A 14,747-nucleotide genomic window follows, 5' to 3' on the forward strand; every position below is an offset into this window, starting at 1 on the left:
TTTGTTTTGCATTTATTGATGTGTGGAGGTCCTATGTCAAACGACTTTGCGATAAATAATAATGTAACTAAATCTAATCATTCATATGATAAAGTTGAAAAGAGTGAGAACAAGAAAATATTAGGGTTTGGTTCTTCACCTCCGCGTAAGCCAGAAAATATTGCTGGTGTTAGCTATATCCATCAGAAGAAATCAGAGTCGGTTGATACAATAAGGAGTTCAATCAGACAGCTAAAGTTGAGATATGCGGATATAGCTCTTGAGGTGTTGATCCCGGATAATGATAAATCCGCCACTGGCTATTCTCTCGAAAAAATGCCTTTTATCAAAAAGATAAATACCATTTCAAAAGAATTAGGAGATATAGAACCATCGTTCGAACTATCGACTGATATTACTAATGATATTAGTGTTACACAGCACGAGAATGAAATTGTGGATATTCTTTGTCAACATTATATAAGAAACGGTGAGGGTGACCTACAGGCGAAAGATAAAGCGATAGATAAATTTGAACAAAAAAGCATGACGATAAAAAAACATGCCAGAGATAAATCAAAAGAAAGTTCATTTTCAGATCATATATTGAATTATGCTAAAGACACTCGCCAATTAAAATTAGATTATATCAAAGTGGCTCTGGATGTTTTGAAAGATGATGATTCCAATGGTTTTTATGGAAAGTTAGAAGCCACAATGGATTTGGAATTTAAAAAGAATAATTTAAAAAATCCTACTTCATTAGAAAACCAGCCCATTAGCAATGCTGAATACGACAGTATTAAACACTGTAAGAAAGAAGTTATGGATGTTCTCACTCAATTTTATAAAGAACAAGGAATGAACGCTAAGTTAGCCAAAGAGAATGCTAAGCGGGAATTTAAGCAAGCCAGTATCAGATTATTGAATACGGCAGAGTGGAATATACAAAAGTCTCAGTTTGACTATTTGGGATGCAAATTTATTAGTGAGTCAATACCTGCCGGTCAATTGAAACTTGAGCAGGGAGAGGATGACATATTCCCCACTAGTTATAAAAATGGTGGCGTTTGTTCTGCTGATAGCGGTAATTCTCAGCACGCAGTTAATTTGTGGGTGTCTAAGTTTTCGTTACAGAAGAACGGGCGGCCAGAGATTTTGCTCGAGGGGATTCGTCATGCCTCTCTTGGTCCGCATAGCGTGAAAATTAGCAAGGAAGACAGTCAATCGATAGCGCTTGAACGCGGACGCGAAGTCGTTCTTGCCGCATTGTTCCAGCATCCAGAAAAGCTGCAAAAGGCTCTGAATGGAGAGACAATTGATTTGCGGTTAACTTCTACTAGCTTACTGACGGCGCAGGATTTTTTGAAGGACACGGAAGGGACTCAGTTAACGATACAGATGGGCGCTTGGAAAACATTGTCAGAATCCAAGCCATTAGTTTTATATATACGCGACGCGAGTGGGAAGCAACAAGAAATTAAAATGAATTTACAGTTGGCCGCATTTAACTTTGGCGTTAATTCAATGGCCTTTCTACCTATATTCCCTAATGGATTTGGTATTCCAAAGAATAAGTCTTGGGAGGTTTCAAATCAATACAATGAACCCTCTATAAAATTAATGCTAGGTGATGAGCTGGACATCTCTAAACCAGGCGGCTGGGTGGGCGATTATCTTATTAATACGAAAAATAAACCGGATGATAATAATATAAAATTGGTTAGAGAACTGTCGAGGCAGTTAATGGAAATGTGGCATGATAAATCTTACTCTAATAAAATTGATCCCTATAAATTTGTCAGGCGAATAGTGTTACTTTCCAATGCTATTGGTGTGACGCCTTGTTGGAATTGTAAAAGTGGTAAAGATCGCACGGCTTTACTTGATATAGAAGTTAAGCGTGAGTTGGCATCATTACATTTTAACCATTCGCTCTCTCCTAGTAGGGAATTATCGGTTGATGGGAAAGCACTTTATAAAATGGTCGCATTAAATAGCAGTAACCTTCAAATTCAAGCCGCTAATATGCATACCGAAGGGAGTAAAGCTTTTGATAAAATCAAAAATGTTGCCGTAAAACGGGTCGATGATACAGACCTGGTTAAGCAACTTCGTGGATTAGCTCCTTATAATAAATAGGTACAGTCATGGATGAAAGCTCGCAATTACTACTTCAATATTTTGCCACCACTCCTCATGGAGAAGATAATTATATTAATATAAATGACGAATTTATTGTTTATATTGATACTGAGGATGATAACGCAGAATTGATTTGCCCGTTTGCTCCAGTGCCTCAGCAATACGATTGTTTGCTACAACTTTTGTCCTATAACTACGGCAATAAAGTGATATTTTCTGTCGCTGATGGGCTAGTGCTGGCAACCACCTATATAGATATGAATGATGCGGCAGAACAGATTACCGAACAGTTTAAGGGCTATTTAGCTCAGATCTTTCAAGCAAAAGAGCAAGTGGCTTATTTTTGATGGACAGGGCGCATAAAAATGCGCCCTGATATTTTGGTTACTTATGCTGCCCCTGCTTTTGCAGGAACTGAACGCCTTTATCTGGGAAATCAGTAAACACACCGTCAACCTGCGCCTGATTGTAGATAATGTCGTACAGCTGATTGACGTCGGTGGCATATTTCGGCAACGCATCGGCGCGAATCGTGTATGGATGCACCATCATATTGCTGGCGTGGGCATCCTTAACCATCTCAGTTAGCACAATCTTGCCCGGCGTAGATTCGGCTGCCACTAGCATATGATAATCCGGCCCAATACCGTCAGCGTACTGTGCGACCTGCTTCATCGCGCCCGGTTTGAACATCCAATCATAGCTATAATTTACCCACTTACCGTTTGGCTGTTGTTCATAGGTTTCATTCCAATCCGTATAGGCCACCAACTGAATCAGTTTCAAATCCATGCCTTTTTGCGGTTCCAGCTCGTTCTTAATTCGCTTTAGTTCATTGGCATCAAAGCATTGCAGATAAACTTTGTCTCCTTTGGTGGTGTAACCGTACTCTTTTAGCACGTCCAGCACCTTGGCAGAGATATCTTTTCCTTCCTGACGGTGGAACCACGGCGCCTTAATTTCTGGATAGATACCGATATTCTTACCGGTTGAGTGATTCAATCCTTGAATGAACTCGATCTCTTCCTGGAAGGTATGCACACGGAAATCGGATTTACCCATTGGGAACCGGCCCGGGTAGCTTTGTACCTTTTTGCCGTCTTTGATATCAAAACCTTCGGTGAATTTCAGGAATTTGATTTCTGGCAGAGTAAAATCAATGGCGTAGTAACGTCCATCTTTACGCGCCCGATCTGGGAAGCGCTCCGCAACATCGGTAACTCGATCCAGATAATGGTCGTGTAAAACCACCAACTCATTATCTTTAGTCATCACTAAATCTTGTTCTAAGTAATCGGCTCCCTGAGCATAAGCCATCGCTTTCGACGGTAAGGTATGTTCTGGCAAATAGCCGCTGGCACCGCGATGTGCGATGACAATTTTCTCTGCGGCCTGAGCTACTCCGGCCATTGATGAGGCCAGAATAATGCCAGCTACCAAGGCTTTAACGTGAGTTTGCATGGTTTACCTACTCCACTTTTGGTTTTAGGGTACAAAAAAGGCCGTGTCGCCAAAGATAACGGCACGGCCTGAAACGCTGAGATTGACTACCGAGCCTTAGTTAGCGCGGTTTTTTGCCATCTCTTCGTGATGTTTTTTCTCGCTGAACATAACGACGATCAGTAATAGAACCGCCAGAATGCTGCCGCCAATCATCACCATAAAGCCGCCGTCCCAACCGAAGAAGTCAACGGTATAACCAACGATGGCGCTAGCTGCAACCGATCCGCCCAGATAACCGAACAGACCGGTGAAGCCCGCCGCAGTGCCTGCCGCTTTCTTCGGTGCCAGTTCCAGCGCATGCAGACCAATCAGCATTACTGGGCCATAAATCAGGAAGCCGATGGTGATCATACAGGCCATATCAATGCCTGGGTTGCCGACCGGGTTCAGCCAGTAAATGATGGTGGCAATAGTGACCAGTATCATAAAGAACACGCCGGTTGCACCGCGGTTACCTTTAAACACTTTATCGGACATCCAGCCGCACAGCAGCGTTCCTGGAATCCCGGCATATTCATACAAGAAATAGGCCCATGAGGATTTATCCAGAGCGAAGTGTTTCACTTCTTTCAGGTAGGTTGGTGACCAGTCCAGAATGCCGTAACGCAGCAGGTATACGAATACGTTGGCAATGGCGATATACCACAGCAATTTATTCGGCAGAATGTATTGCATGAAGATCTGTTTAGCCGTCAGTTCTTCTTCTGCTTCTTTCGAGTAATCGTCTGGATAGTCGTTTTTGTACTCTTCAATCGGTGGTAAACCGCAGGATTGAGGGGTATCGCGCATCAGACCGAAAACGATCAACGCCACTAAAATGGCACCGAAAGCAGGCATATATAACGCGGCTTTCCAGTCGTTAAACCAGGCCATTCCCAGCAGGAACAGCAATGGCGGCAGACCACCACCGACGTTATGGGCGCAGTTCCAAACGGATACGATGCTGCCACGCTCTTTCTTCGACCACCAGTGAACCATGGTTCGACCGCACGGAGGCCAGCCCATTCCCTGGAACCAACCGCACAGGAAGAGTAGAACGAACATCACGGCAATGCTGGAGGTAGCCCAAGGGACAAAGCCCATAAACAGCATCACGGCGGCGGCCAGAATCAAACCGGCGGAGAGAAACACGCGTGGGTTTGAGCGGTCGGAAACCGAACCCATGATAAATTTAGAGAAACCGTAAGCAATGGAAATACCGGATAAGGCAAAACCCAAATCCCCACGGGAGAAGCCCTGCTCGATCAAATACGGCATGGCCAATGTAAAGTTTTTGCGAACCAAATAATAGGCAGCGTAACCGAAGAAGATGCCCATAAATATTTGCCAGCGTAATCGGCGATAAGTCGGATCAATCCGATCTTCTGACAGCCGGGCTTGGTGAGCCGCAGGCTTAAATATACTCAACATGAGTGCCTCCAATGGCGTTATACGTACTTTTTGATCCCAGCATAGCCTGGTGTCTAGCGGGTGGTTGAACTGCCAACCTGGTTATCGTTTATGTTCTATAACGAGCGCAATGCTAGATAAAAACGCGTTGTTTATCTGTGAGGGATGGCGCAATTGTTACAGTTTTATGTAAGCGGGTGCGATTTTGAGCGATTGGTTAACGATTTGAAATAAAAAGTGGGTGCTCCTGTGTGACTTTGATCACAATCATGGTTTTTATCCATCATTTGGTTTTCGTTTTTGGTTCGTTTTTGTTCCTTATCAAACAATGACCCTAATTATTGTGTCTCAATAGATGTAAAATTGACCGCCAGGCGGTTGTCTATAGAGTGGGGTCTTTCATGACGAACAGTTCTCCTTACAGCGAAACGGATGTCATCATCATTGGCGGCGGCGCCACCGGTGCGGGCATAGCTAGAGACTGCGCCCGCCGTGGGTTAGGCTGTATTTTACTGGAGCGACACGACATCGCTACCGGTGCGACTGGCAGGAATCACGGCTTGCTGCACAGCGGCGCGCGCTATGCGGTAACCGACGGCGAATCAGCCAAAGAATGTATTGAAGAGAATCGTATCCTCAAACGTATTGCCCGCCACTGTATTGAACCAACCAATGGCTTGTTTATCACGCTGCCAGAAGATTCTCTCGAATATCAGCAGCAATTTATCACCCGCTGCCAGTTGGCGGGTATTGACGCGGAAGCGATCGATCCGGCGTTGGCGCTGCGAATGGAACCGGCGGCCAATCCGGCCATGATTGGTGCAGTTAAAGTACCTGACGGCACCGTTGACCCTTTCCGTCTCGCCGCCGCCAATATGCTGGACGCTCGCGAACATGGCGCTAATGTACTGACATATCATGAAGTTATTGGTCTTATCCGTCAGGGTGACCGAGTGACCGGCGTGAGCGTTTTCGATCACAAAAACCAGCGCCAGTATAAAATTCATGCCCGAATCGTGGTTAACGCCGCAGGCATTTGGGGGCAACACATTGCCGAGTATGCCGATCTGCGAGTGCGAATGTTCCCTGCGAAAGGCGCGTTACTGATTTTGGGGCACCGCATTAATAACATGGTGATTAACCGTTGCCGCAAACCGGCCGACGCCGATATTTTAGTGCCGGGAGACACTATTTCACTGATCGGTACGACCTCAACGCATATCGATTATGACCAGATAGACAACATGATCGTCACGCCACAGGAAGTGGATATTTTGATTCGGGAAGGATCGAAACTGTCGCCGAAACTGGCGGCAACCCGCATTTTACGCGCCTATGCTGGCGTTCGTCCTCTGGTCGCCAGCGACGACGATCCGAGCGGCCGTAACGTTAGCCGCGGTATTGTTTTGCTGGATCACGCCAGCCGCGATGGGCTGGAGGGTTTTATCACCATTACTGGTGGCAAATTAATGACTTACCGGTTAATGGCAGAATGGGCGACGGATAAAGTGTGTGAAAAACTGGGGCATCAGGCCAGTTGCACCACGGCACAAGAGCCGCTGCCCGGTTCTCGCCAGTCCGCAGAACAGACTTTACGTAAGGTTGTTTCTCTGCCAGCCAGTATTCGCGGCTCTGCGGTTTATCGTCACGGAGATAGAGCCACTCAATTATTGGACGGTAATCGGCTGGATAATAGCCTGGTATGCGAATGCGAAGCTGTGACCGCAGGTGAAGTGCGTTATGCCGTCGAATCGCTCACGGTAAACAATTTATTGGATTTACGAAGACGCACTCGCGTCGGGATGGGAACCTGTCAGGGTGAACTCTGCGCCTGTCGTGCCGCTGGCTTACTAAATCGTTTTAATGTCACCACGCCACAGCAATCTCGCGAGCAACTGACCCAATTCCTCAACGAGCGCTGGAAAGGCGTCCGTCCAATTGCCTGGGGCGATGCGCTGCGGGAAAGTGAATTTACCAGTTGGGTATATCAAGGACTGTGCGGGCTGGGTCACCAGACTGCCGCGATTCCATCGGCGCAGGAGAAAAGCGATGAAATTTGATGCCATTATCATTGGCGGCGGGCTGGCGGGGCTAACCTGCGGTATTCGTCTGGCGGAGCAGGGAAAGTCTTGCGCCATCGTCAGCGCCGGGCAAAGTGCGCTGCATTTTTCATCCGGTTCTCTCGATCTTTTGGCTCAGTTGCCTGATGGCAGCGAAGTGCGCCAGCCTCTTACGGCATTAGAAGCCTTGGCGGCACAGGCACCTGAGCATCCTTACAGCAAAATGGGGGCGGTGGTCATCGAACTGGTGGATGAAGCGCAGAAATTACTGGAGCGTTGCCACCTTTCTTTTGTCGGTAGTGCGGCGGAAAACCACATGCGCATTACGCCGCTGGGCAGTCAACGCCCAACGTGGCTCAGTCCTGCAGAAATTCCCACTACACCGTTGAACGGAACTTTACCTTGGGAGCGAATTGCCGTTATCGGTATTGAAGGATTCCTCGATTTTCAGCCGCAGATGGTGGCGGATTCCTTACAGGCGCAGGGCGTCGCGGCGACGTCCAGCTATATGCATTTGCCGGCATTAGATCGGCTGCGTGATAATCCTAGTGAATTTCGCGCGGTGAATATCGCCCGCGTTTTGGATTTGGCGGAAAGCCTGCCTCCCTTGGCTGAAGAATTGAGCCGCTTGTCTACGCACGCTCAGGCGATTTTATTGCCCGCCTGTATCGGTCTGGATAATCCGGTACAGTTGGAAGCCCTGCGACTGGCGGTCGGCAAGCCGATTATGCTATTGCCGACTCTGCCTCCATCGTTATTGGGTATGCGTCTGCACCAGGAATTACGCCAACGTTTTCAACATCTTGGTGGGTTAGTCATGCCGGGAGATTCGGTACTACGAGCTGAACTCGAGGGTAATCGTGTCACCGGCTTGTATAGCCGTAACCACGGAGATATTCCGCTACGAGCGCCTCATGTCGTACTGGCGAGCGGCAGTTTCTTTAGCAACGGATTGATTGCCGGATTCGATCGGGTTTACGAACCCATTTTAGGGCTGGATATGCTTTCTCTGAGTAATCGGGCGGACTGGAGTCGCAGCGACATGTTTGATGCTCAGCCTTACCTACAGTTCGGCGTGCAGACCGATAAGCAGTTACGCGCTATGCGCGGCGGCGAGCCTTTGGAAAATCTTTATGCGATTGGAGCGGTGTTGGGCGGCTATGACCCCCTACAGCAAGGCTGCGGTGCCGGTGTGTCATTAACCAGTGCTTTGTTCGCTGCTCAGCAGATTACCGATGCCACGGAGGTTAAACTATGAGTTTGCCGCGGGATAACAGCTTCGAAAGCTGCATTAAATGTACGGTATGCACCACTTATTGCCCGGTAGCCAAGGTCAATCCGCTTTATCCGGGGCCAAAGCAGGCAGGGCCTGATGGCGAACGTCTGCGATTAAAAGATCCGATGCTGTATGACGAAGCGCTGAAATATTGTACCAACTGTAAACGTTGTGAAGTGGCTTGTCCTTCCGACGTTAAAATCGGCGACATTATTCAACGTGCTAAAGCCAGTTACAGCAGTAATAAACCAAAACTGCGTGACGCTATTTTAAGCCATACCGATTTAATGGGCTCTTTGTCGACGCCATTTGCACCGGTAGTGAATGCTATCACTGGATTAAAACCAGTGCGTCACTTGCTGGATAAAGCCCTGAAAATCGATCATCGCCGTGAATTGCCTAAATACTCTTTTGGTACTTTCCGCCGCTGGTATCGTCAGCAGGCGGCTAAACAGCAACAATATGCCGAACAGGTGGCGTTTTTCCACGGCTGCTTTGTTAATTACAATCATCCGCAGCTGGGGAAAGATTTAATCAGCGTTTTCAATGCAATGAATATCGGCGTGCAGTTGCTCAAACGAGAAAAGTGCTGCGGCGTCCCTTTGATTGCCAACGGCTTTATCGATCAGGCTAAAAAGCAGGCTAAAGTTAATCTGGAATCGCTGACAGATGCGGTCATCACGCGGGATATTCCGGTGGTTGCCACTTCTTCCAGCTGTACTTTTACTCTACGAGATGAATATCCTCATTTATTGGATGTGGATACCACGCCGGTGCGCGATCGCGTTGAACTGGCAACTCGTTATCTTTACCGTTTACTGGATCAGGGGCGGGAATTACCGCTGAAACGCCTGCCGCTGCGCATTGCTTACCATACGCCGTGTCATATGGAGAAAATGGGCTGGACTGCTTATACACTGGCGTTGCTGCGTCGAATTCCCGGCGTCGAACTGATTACGCTGGATTCTCAATGCTGTGGAATTGCCGGTACTTATGGGTTTAAATCTGAGAATTACGCCACTTCGCAAGGCATTGGCGCTTCGTTATTTCGTCAGATTGAGGAGAGCGGGGTAGATTTGGTGATTACGGATTGTGAAACCTGTAAATGGCAGATTGAAATGTCGACCAGCAAGAAATGTGAGCATCCGATTACGCTACTGGCTCGCGCGTTAGCGTAAACAATCAGAGCGCCGCAGTGGCGCTCAAATTTGGTGAGAAAACCCCGCAGGGAGCGTTACAACTCCGCTGCGGGATTATCTGCATTCATTTCAGCTTCAGGGTGCTGATAATGGATTCAGTTTCGGTCTGCGCCTGCTGTTGATTTTCGGCTGGAACGGTAATTTGCAGCGTCATGCTGTTGTTATCGACGTTACCCATAACGACCGATGAATAAGCCTTCTGGCCGCCGCTGGTGATAATGCTATCCAGTTGCTGCAACGGCTTGCCGTCAACCTGAATGGTTTTATTGGTGACGATTTGCAGATTGGCATCGCGACCTTTTTGCTGTTCGATCAAACGCTGAGCCAATACATCCAAACCGGCGGTGTCTTTTTCATTCAAAATGATCACTACGGCTTTTTCACCGTTTTTGGTCGCATAAACGCGTTTATTACTGGAAGGGCTGCTGATTTTATCGCTTTGATCGGTAAATTCGGTGGGCAGAACCAGGGCGATATTACCCTCCAATAAACTCACCGGCTGGCCAACGTTGTTGTCGTTTTTGACATCGCAGGCGCTTAGCCCGGTAACCAATAAACCAACGGCGAAAAGTTTGGTCATCTTATTCATGGGAATTCCTTCTGGATGAGAGTCTTTAACCTTGACTGAATGACCCGTATCGCACCTTATTCAGCGGATAAAAGCAACAGGCTCCTCGGTAAAGAATTGTGAGTAGGCAGGTATTACACGGAATTCCAGAAGAATCTGGCGGCCGTAGGCGGGCCGCCATTAACCGGCAGGTGGTAGATTAGCCGATTTGTACCGCTGGCTGCGACGCCGTTCTACTGGCGAAATATTTCAGCAGCATATTCAGCATTACACCATAGGCAGGAAGAAAGAATAGGAGGCAGATCAGTAGCTTAAAGGTATAATCTACCAAGGCGATTTCGACCCAATTGGCCGCCATAAAGGGATCGCTGCTCTTATAGAAGGCAATAAAGAAGAAGGCCAGCGTATCGCTGATATTGCCGAAGAACATCGCTGCCGTAGGTGCAACCCACCAGGCGCTGCGCTGACGCAGGCGGTTAAATACCTGTACATCCAGAATCTGCCCTAATACGTAGGCCATAAAGCTGGCTACGGCGATACGGGCTACCATCACGTTAAAGCTAGTGAGCGCGGGGAATCCCTGCCAGCTTCCCTGAAAGAACAGGGCTGAAACCAGATAGGAAATTACCAATGCAGGTAACATCACTGAGAGAATAATGCGGCGAGCTAAAGGCGCACCAAAAATCCTCACGGTCAGATCGGTAGCTAAAAAGATAAAGGGAAAGGTAAAAGCTCCCCATGTGGTGTGAAAACCGAAGATAGCGATCGGTAATTGCACCAGATAGTTACTGGATGTGATGATGACAATATGGAATAGCGAAAGCCATACCAAAGCGGTCATCCGCTGTTGGGGCGTAAACGAAAACATAGATGTGACCTTTTTGGTTATTGGGGTGAGGGAACCCAAACAAAATGTGCCCGCAGTTTCTACGGCGCGGCGGCATAATACTTGTTTGCGCAACGAATGCAATGGTTAATTTTAGCGCAAACGTTAGCGTAGCTTGCACCGCAAAATGGGCGGAGTAAACTAGCTGCCCTTCATCGGGCACTTCCCGCCGAGATTAAAATTTGCTCAATCGCTGATAAGAGAAAACCAATGACAGATCTTTTTGCCCATCCGGATAAAACCCTTGATACGCTGGGCCTACGTTGCCCGGAACCGGTAATGATGGTGCGGAAAACGGTTCGCCATATGGAAGAAGGACAGACTTTGTTGATTATCGCCGACGATCCTGCCACAACCCGCGATATTCCCGGATTTTGCCGCTTTATGGATCATGAACTGGTGGCACAGGAAGTGGAGACTGCCCCTTATCGTTATCTGGTGCGTAAGGGCATTAAGGCTTAGTCAGGAAAAAAACCAAGGCTCGTGCAGAGCCTTGGGAGTGAACAATATTCGGATAAAATTCTACCCGGTTAAATTTCGCGTTTTCTCAGTAATCTCAAGGCGTTGGCGGTAACGAGAGCCGTTGCGCCCGAATCGGCCAACACTGCCAGCCACAGACCGGTTAATCCCAGCAAAGTAGTAATCAGGAAAATTCCCTTCAATCCCAGCGCAATAGCGATGTTTTGCCGAATATTGGCGCGAGCGGCACGTGATAGCACGATGATTTCCGCTAATCCGGTCAGCCGGTTGTGGGTCAACGCTGCATCGGCGGTTTCCAGCGCCACATCGGTTCCGCTCCCCATAGCGACGCCAATACTGGCGGCCTTCATCGCGGGCGCGTCGTTTATGCCATCACCGACCATGACCGTGGGTTTAGCCTTATTCAGCGCGGTGATCGCCTCTACTTTATCCGCGGGTAATAATCCAGCTCGATAGTCGATGCCTAGTTCATTGGCAATTGCCGCTGCGGCTCTCGGATTGTCACCGGTCAGCATCACGCCCTGAATACCCAGATTTTTCAACGCATTAATCGCCTGTTTTGCATCTGTGCGCAGAGTATCCCGCAGCGCCAGCAGACCAATAAAGCGCCCCTCTTCCAGCACCGCAACTGCGGTTTTGCCGCTGCTTTCCAACTGATCCAATTGTGTTTGCCAGTGGTTATCTAGCGATTGTGGAGCCAGTTTGCCCGGAGAACTCACCAATATTTTTATGCCGTTAACGACCCCTTCGACGCCAATACCTGCCAACGCCCGACGTTCCTCTGCGGGAGGTAGCGAAGTCGATTCCTGCGCGGCGCGCTGTAAAATTGCCGTAGCTAAAGGATGGTGGGAACCGGCTTCTACGGCGGCGGTTAGCGTTAACAGGCGATTTTCAGTCACGCCATTGACCGGCAGTACGTCGGTCACCTGAGGCTTACCTTCGGTCAGCGTGCCGGTTTTATCGAAGGCAACGGTTTGAATGATGCCAAGTTGCTCCAATGCTGCTCCGCCTTTAATCAACGCGCCGCGACGAGTTGCCGCCGCCAGTGCGGAAGTAATGGCCGCAGGCGTGGAGATAACCAAAGCACAAGGGCAGCCGATTAATAGCAGGGTTAGACCTCGATAAATCCAAGGTTCCCAAGGCTGGCCGTAGAACATAGGTGGAATCAAAATCACCAAAACGGACAGCAGCATAATTAATGGAGTGTAAATGCGGCTAAAGCGATCGATAAAGCGTTCAATCGGCGCGCGGCGTTCTTCCGCTTCTTCAATTAACTGTAAAATGCGGTCAATGGCGTTATTACCCGGCTCGGAAATTACGCGCATTTCGGCGGATCTGTCGATGGAAAGGCTGCCTGCCGCCACTTTTTCACCTTGTTGTCGTTCAACCGGAATCGACTCGCCGGTTAAAGCACTCTCATCAAAGCTGGCAAAAGGTGTAACCAGCTCTGCATCGGCTGGCAGACGCGCTCCTGGCGCGATTTCAATTACGTCTCCTGGCCGTAAACTGCTGACAGGAACCAGACTCCGTTGCCCATTTTTGAGTAGCAAAGCGTCTTCCGGTACTAGCGCCATCAGGGCTGAAACGCCTCGTCGTGCACGATTGGCGGCGTAAGACTCTAATAGTTCGCCTAACATAAACAACAGCAATACCATGGCGGCCTCTGCCGTTGCGCCGATAAATAACGCGCCAATGGCTGCCACGCTCATCAAGGTTTCAATGGCAAAAGGCGTGCCGGAACGAATCAGTTTCAGTGCCTTACCGGCGATAGGAATTAATCCCACCACGGTTGTGACGATAAAGGCGATGCGGCCACTTTCTTCGCTAACTAATGAAATTCCCCAACTGGCTAACATCAAAAGCGTCAGTACGATTATTGGTAAATATTCGCGAAACTTATTTTCATTGGCCGCCATTTTTTGCCCTGATTTGGGGCTGTCCAGCAGGCTAAATCCCGCTTTGGCGACGGCGTTTTGTACCTGTTGGCTGACGTCAGTTTTGGCATCTACCACCAGCTTTTCCGTAGCAAACAGCACCTTGGCTTGTTCCACGCCGGAGATACCGCCTACGGCATTTTCAATCTTACGCGCGCAACTTGGGCAATCCATCCCCTTTATATGCCAGCTATAACGCTGACCGCCCGTGCTGGGTAGCCCTTCTAATTCGCTATCATTCCCTGACGTATCAGGCTTGGCACTGCTGCAACAGTTGGAAGAATGTGAGTGTTTACTAGCTTGAGATACCTCTTCGACCGCTGTATTTGTTGCACTACAGCAATGTGTATCGGCTGTATGAATATGTGCGTGACCTTCGTTGTTGTGGTCATGAACTTCATCTGAATGTTGGTGGTCGCGATGTGAATGCATAGTGCCCCCGGAACAGTTAATTCCCCGTTGATGAGAGGACTCTACACCTTGGAGCTAACTCCAGAGTCAATAGAAGGATGAGAATTATTGCTAAATAGAGTTCGATTTATCAACCACTGGGACTTGCTGCGCGGGTGAATTTGTGCAGAAAGGAGAAAGAAGAAACCAGTACGCCCCGTCCGTGGGGCGTAGATATTTACAGATAGAGCGAGCGGACAATCAGGAAGTGACCAACAAAATAGCAGCCTGCGACCAGTGCATCAGCGGCTTTGAAAGAAAAACGGTAGCGATTGATCAGCCAGATAATATTGGCTAACAGCAGCAAAGAAGTGCCGATCAGCAGCGAAAAGCCAAAATCGGTGCTCCGTAAGAAGTATTGTTCACCGGCAACCCACACCATCAATAGCGTCATGGCGACATAGGTTGCGATCGGCCAGCGCATTTCTTCCAACCGGGTCCAGATTGTTGCCAGTAACAGTGCACCTATGATGATCAGCACCAACGGCAGCGGCCAGAAAATACTGACTGTCATCTGTGTCGCGAAACTGATGGTATACAGCAGGTGAGAAAGGAAGAATGCGCCAATGGCATAAAGTAAGCGCTCACTGGGTAGCAATAGCAAAGCGTCGGCAGCCATGGTGGCTAGCAGCCCGAGAACGATCAGATAGCCGGCTGGCCCAAGTACCGGAGCTTGCCAGGCGAGTAGAACCAGCAGTAACAGGGTTACGGGTTTGAAGACCCACCGTTGCCAGCGTGGCCCACGGTAGCTGGCATCAACAAACAACCAACCAGAAAAAAATACAGCGAGGAATGGCCAACTCATTTTTTATCCTTCTTCTCTAAAGTTTCTGCAAAAAATAGCCGCTCGGTAACGATAATTATCAGCCAATGTCTCT

Annotated in this window: 12 protein-coding genes; 6 read left to right on the top strand and 6 right to left on the bottom strand. The window is 48.5% G+C overall.

Annotated elements, in window-relative coordinates:
* Window positions 1-33 precede the first annotated feature (33 nt).
* On the top strand, window positions 34-2,121 hold the full coding sequence (locus DBA33_RS11060) for an inositol phosphate phosphatase SopB (RefSeq protein WP_064514388.1): 2,088 nt from the start codon (window positions 34-36) through the stop codon (window positions 2,119-2,121).
* 8 nt (window positions 2,122-2,129) lie between these two features.
* On the top strand, window positions 2,130-2,471 hold the full coding sequence (locus tag DBA33_RS11065) for a hypothetical protein (RefSeq protein ID WP_064514386.1): 342 nt from the start codon (window positions 2,130-2,132) through the stop codon (window positions 2,469-2,471).
* Between the two features lie 37 nt (window positions 2,472-2,508).
* Here DBA33_RS11065 and glpQ read toward each other — a convergent pair whose 3' ends face one another.
* Window positions 2,509-3,585: a glycerophosphodiester phosphodiesterase gene (glpQ, locus tag DBA33_RS11070; RefSeq protein WP_120806471.1), complete on the bottom strand. Its 1,077-nt coding sequence runs from the start codon at window positions 3,583-3,585 to the stop codon at window positions 2,509-2,511.
* A 96-nt stretch (window positions 3,586-3,681) separates the two neighbouring features.
* The gene (gene glpT, locus DBA33_RS11075) at window positions 3,682-5,037 is read right to left on the bottom strand and encodes a glycerol-3-phosphate transporter (protein ID WP_064514381.1); all 1,356 of its coding nucleotides are present in this window, start codon (window positions 5,035-5,037) and stop codon (window positions 3,682-3,684) included.
* 380 nt (window positions 5,038-5,417) lie between these two features.
* Here glpT and glpA point away from each other — a divergent pair, with 380 nt between their 5' ends.
* Genes glpA through glpC form a run of 3 tightly spaced genes read left to right on the top strand, consistent with a single transcriptional unit; the run spans window position 5,418 to window position 9,530 of the window.
* A complete protein-coding gene (gene glpA / locus DBA33_RS11080; RefSeq protein WP_120806473.1) occupies window positions 5,418-7,076 on the top strand; it encodes an anaerobic glycerol-3-phosphate dehydrogenase subunit A in 1,659 nt (552 codons plus the stop codon).
* Window positions 7,066-8,334: a glycerol-3-phosphate dehydrogenase subunit GlpB gene (glpB, locus tag DBA33_RS11085; protein WP_064514377.1), complete on the top strand. Its 1,269-nt coding sequence runs from the start codon at window positions 7,066-7,068 to the stop codon at window positions 8,332-8,334. Before glpA ends, glpB begins: the two co-directional genes overlap by 11 nt.
* Window positions 8,331-9,530, top strand: coding sequence for an anaerobic glycerol-3-phosphate dehydrogenase subunit GlpC (glpC, locus tag DBA33_RS11090; protein WP_064514376.1), 1,200 nt, complete (start codon window positions 8,331-8,333; stop codon window positions 9,528-9,530). Before glpB ends, glpC begins: the two co-directional genes overlap by 4 nt.
* Before the next feature lie 85 nt (window positions 9,531-9,615).
* On the opposite strand, the gene DBA33_RS11095 is transcribed toward glpC, so the two are convergent.
* Both DBA33_RS11095 and DBA33_RS11100 read right to left on the bottom strand, forming a co-directional pair.
* Window positions 9,616-10,140 (bottom strand): DcrB family lipoprotein, encoded by a 525-nt coding sequence (locus DBA33_RS11095; protein ID WP_064514374.1) that lies wholly within the window; start codon window positions 10,138-10,140, stop codon window positions 9,616-9,618.
* Window positions 10,141-10,318: 178 nt separating this feature from the next.
* On the bottom strand, window positions 10,319-10,987 hold the full coding sequence (locus DBA33_RS11100; RefSeq protein WP_064514372.1) for a 7-cyano-7-deazaguanine/7-aminomethyl-7-deazaguanine transporter: 669 nt from the start codon (window positions 10,985-10,987) through the stop codon (window positions 10,319-10,321).
* Window positions 10,988-11,215: 228 nt separating this feature from the next.
* On the opposite strand from DBA33_RS11100, the gene tusA reads away from it, so the two are divergent.
* Window positions 11,216-11,467, top strand: coding sequence for a sulfurtransferase TusA (gene tusA, locus DBA33_RS11105; protein ID WP_064514370.1), 252 nt, complete (start codon window positions 11,216-11,218; stop codon window positions 11,465-11,467).
* Between the two features lie 68 nt (window positions 11,468-11,535).
* Here the strand turns inward: tusA and DBA33_RS11110 are convergent, their stop codons facing one another.
* Window positions 11,536-13,851: a zinc/cadmium/mercury/lead-transporting ATPase gene (locus DBA33_RS11110; protein WP_064514368.1), complete on the bottom strand. Its 2,316-nt coding sequence runs from the start codon at window positions 13,849-13,851 to the stop codon at window positions 11,536-11,538.
* Window positions 13,852-14,047: 196 nt separating this feature from the next.
* A complete protein-coding gene (locus DBA33_RS11115; RefSeq protein ID WP_064514366.1) occupies window positions 14,048-14,674 on the bottom strand; it encodes a lysoplasmalogenase in 627 nt (208 codons plus the stop codon).
* Window positions 14,675-14,747: the final 73 nt, after the last annotated feature.

This window comes from Yersinia sp. IP36721 (genome assembly GCF_003634395.1).
GTDB classification, from domain to species: domain Bacteria; phylum Pseudomonadota; class Gammaproteobacteria; order Enterobacterales; family Enterobacteriaceae; genus Yersinia; species Yersinia entomophaga.

What these genes read in the sequence shown, in the direction of transcription:
- DBA33_RS11060 (WP_064514388.1), top strand. Translation starts at nt 34, where the DNA reads ATGTCAAACGACTTTGCGATAAATAATAATGTAACTAAATCTAATCAT.
- DBA33_RS11110 (WP_064514368.1), bottom strand. Translation starts at nt 13,851, where the DNA reads ATGCATTCACATCGCGACCACCAACATTCAGATGAAGTTCATGACCAC.
- DBA33_RS11065 (WP_064514386.1), top strand. Translation starts at nt 2,130, where the DNA reads ATGGATGAAAGCTCGCAATTACTACTTCAATATTTTGCCACCACTCCT.
- glpC (WP_064514376.1), top strand. Translation starts at nt 8,331, where the DNA reads ATGAGTTTGCCGCGGGATAACAGCTTCGAAAGCTGCATTAAATGTACG.
- glpA (WP_120806473.1), top strand. Translation starts at nt 5,418, where the DNA reads ATGACGAACAGTTCTCCTTACAGCGAAACGGATGTCATCATCATTGGC.
- tusA (WP_064514370.1), top strand. Translation starts at nt 11,216, where the DNA reads ATGACAGATCTTTTTGCCCATCCGGATAAAACCCTTGATACGCTGGGC.
- DBA33_RS11095 (WP_064514374.1), bottom strand. Translation starts at nt 10,140, where the DNA reads ATGAATAAGATGACCAAACTTTTCGCCGTTGGTTTATTGGTTACCGGG.
- glpT (WP_064514381.1), bottom strand. Translation starts at nt 5,037, where the DNA reads ATGTTGAGTATATTTAAGCCTGCGGCTCACCAAGCCCGGCTGTCAGAA.
- glpQ (WP_120806471.1), bottom strand. Translation starts at nt 3,585, where the DNA reads ATGCAAACTCACGTTAAAGCCTTGGTAGCTGGCATTATTCTGGCCTCA.
- DBA33_RS11100 (WP_064514372.1), bottom strand. Translation starts at nt 10,987, where the DNA reads ATGTTTTCGTTTACGCCCCAACAGCGGATGACCGCTTTGGTATGGCTT.
- glpB (WP_064514377.1), top strand. Translation starts at nt 7,066, where the DNA reads ATGAAATTTGATGCCATTATCATTGGCGGCGGGCTGGCGGGGCTAACC.
- DBA33_RS11115 (WP_064514366.1), bottom strand. Translation starts at nt 14,674, where the DNA reads ATGAGTTGGCCATTCCTCGCTGTATTTTTTTCTGGTTGGTTGTTTGTT.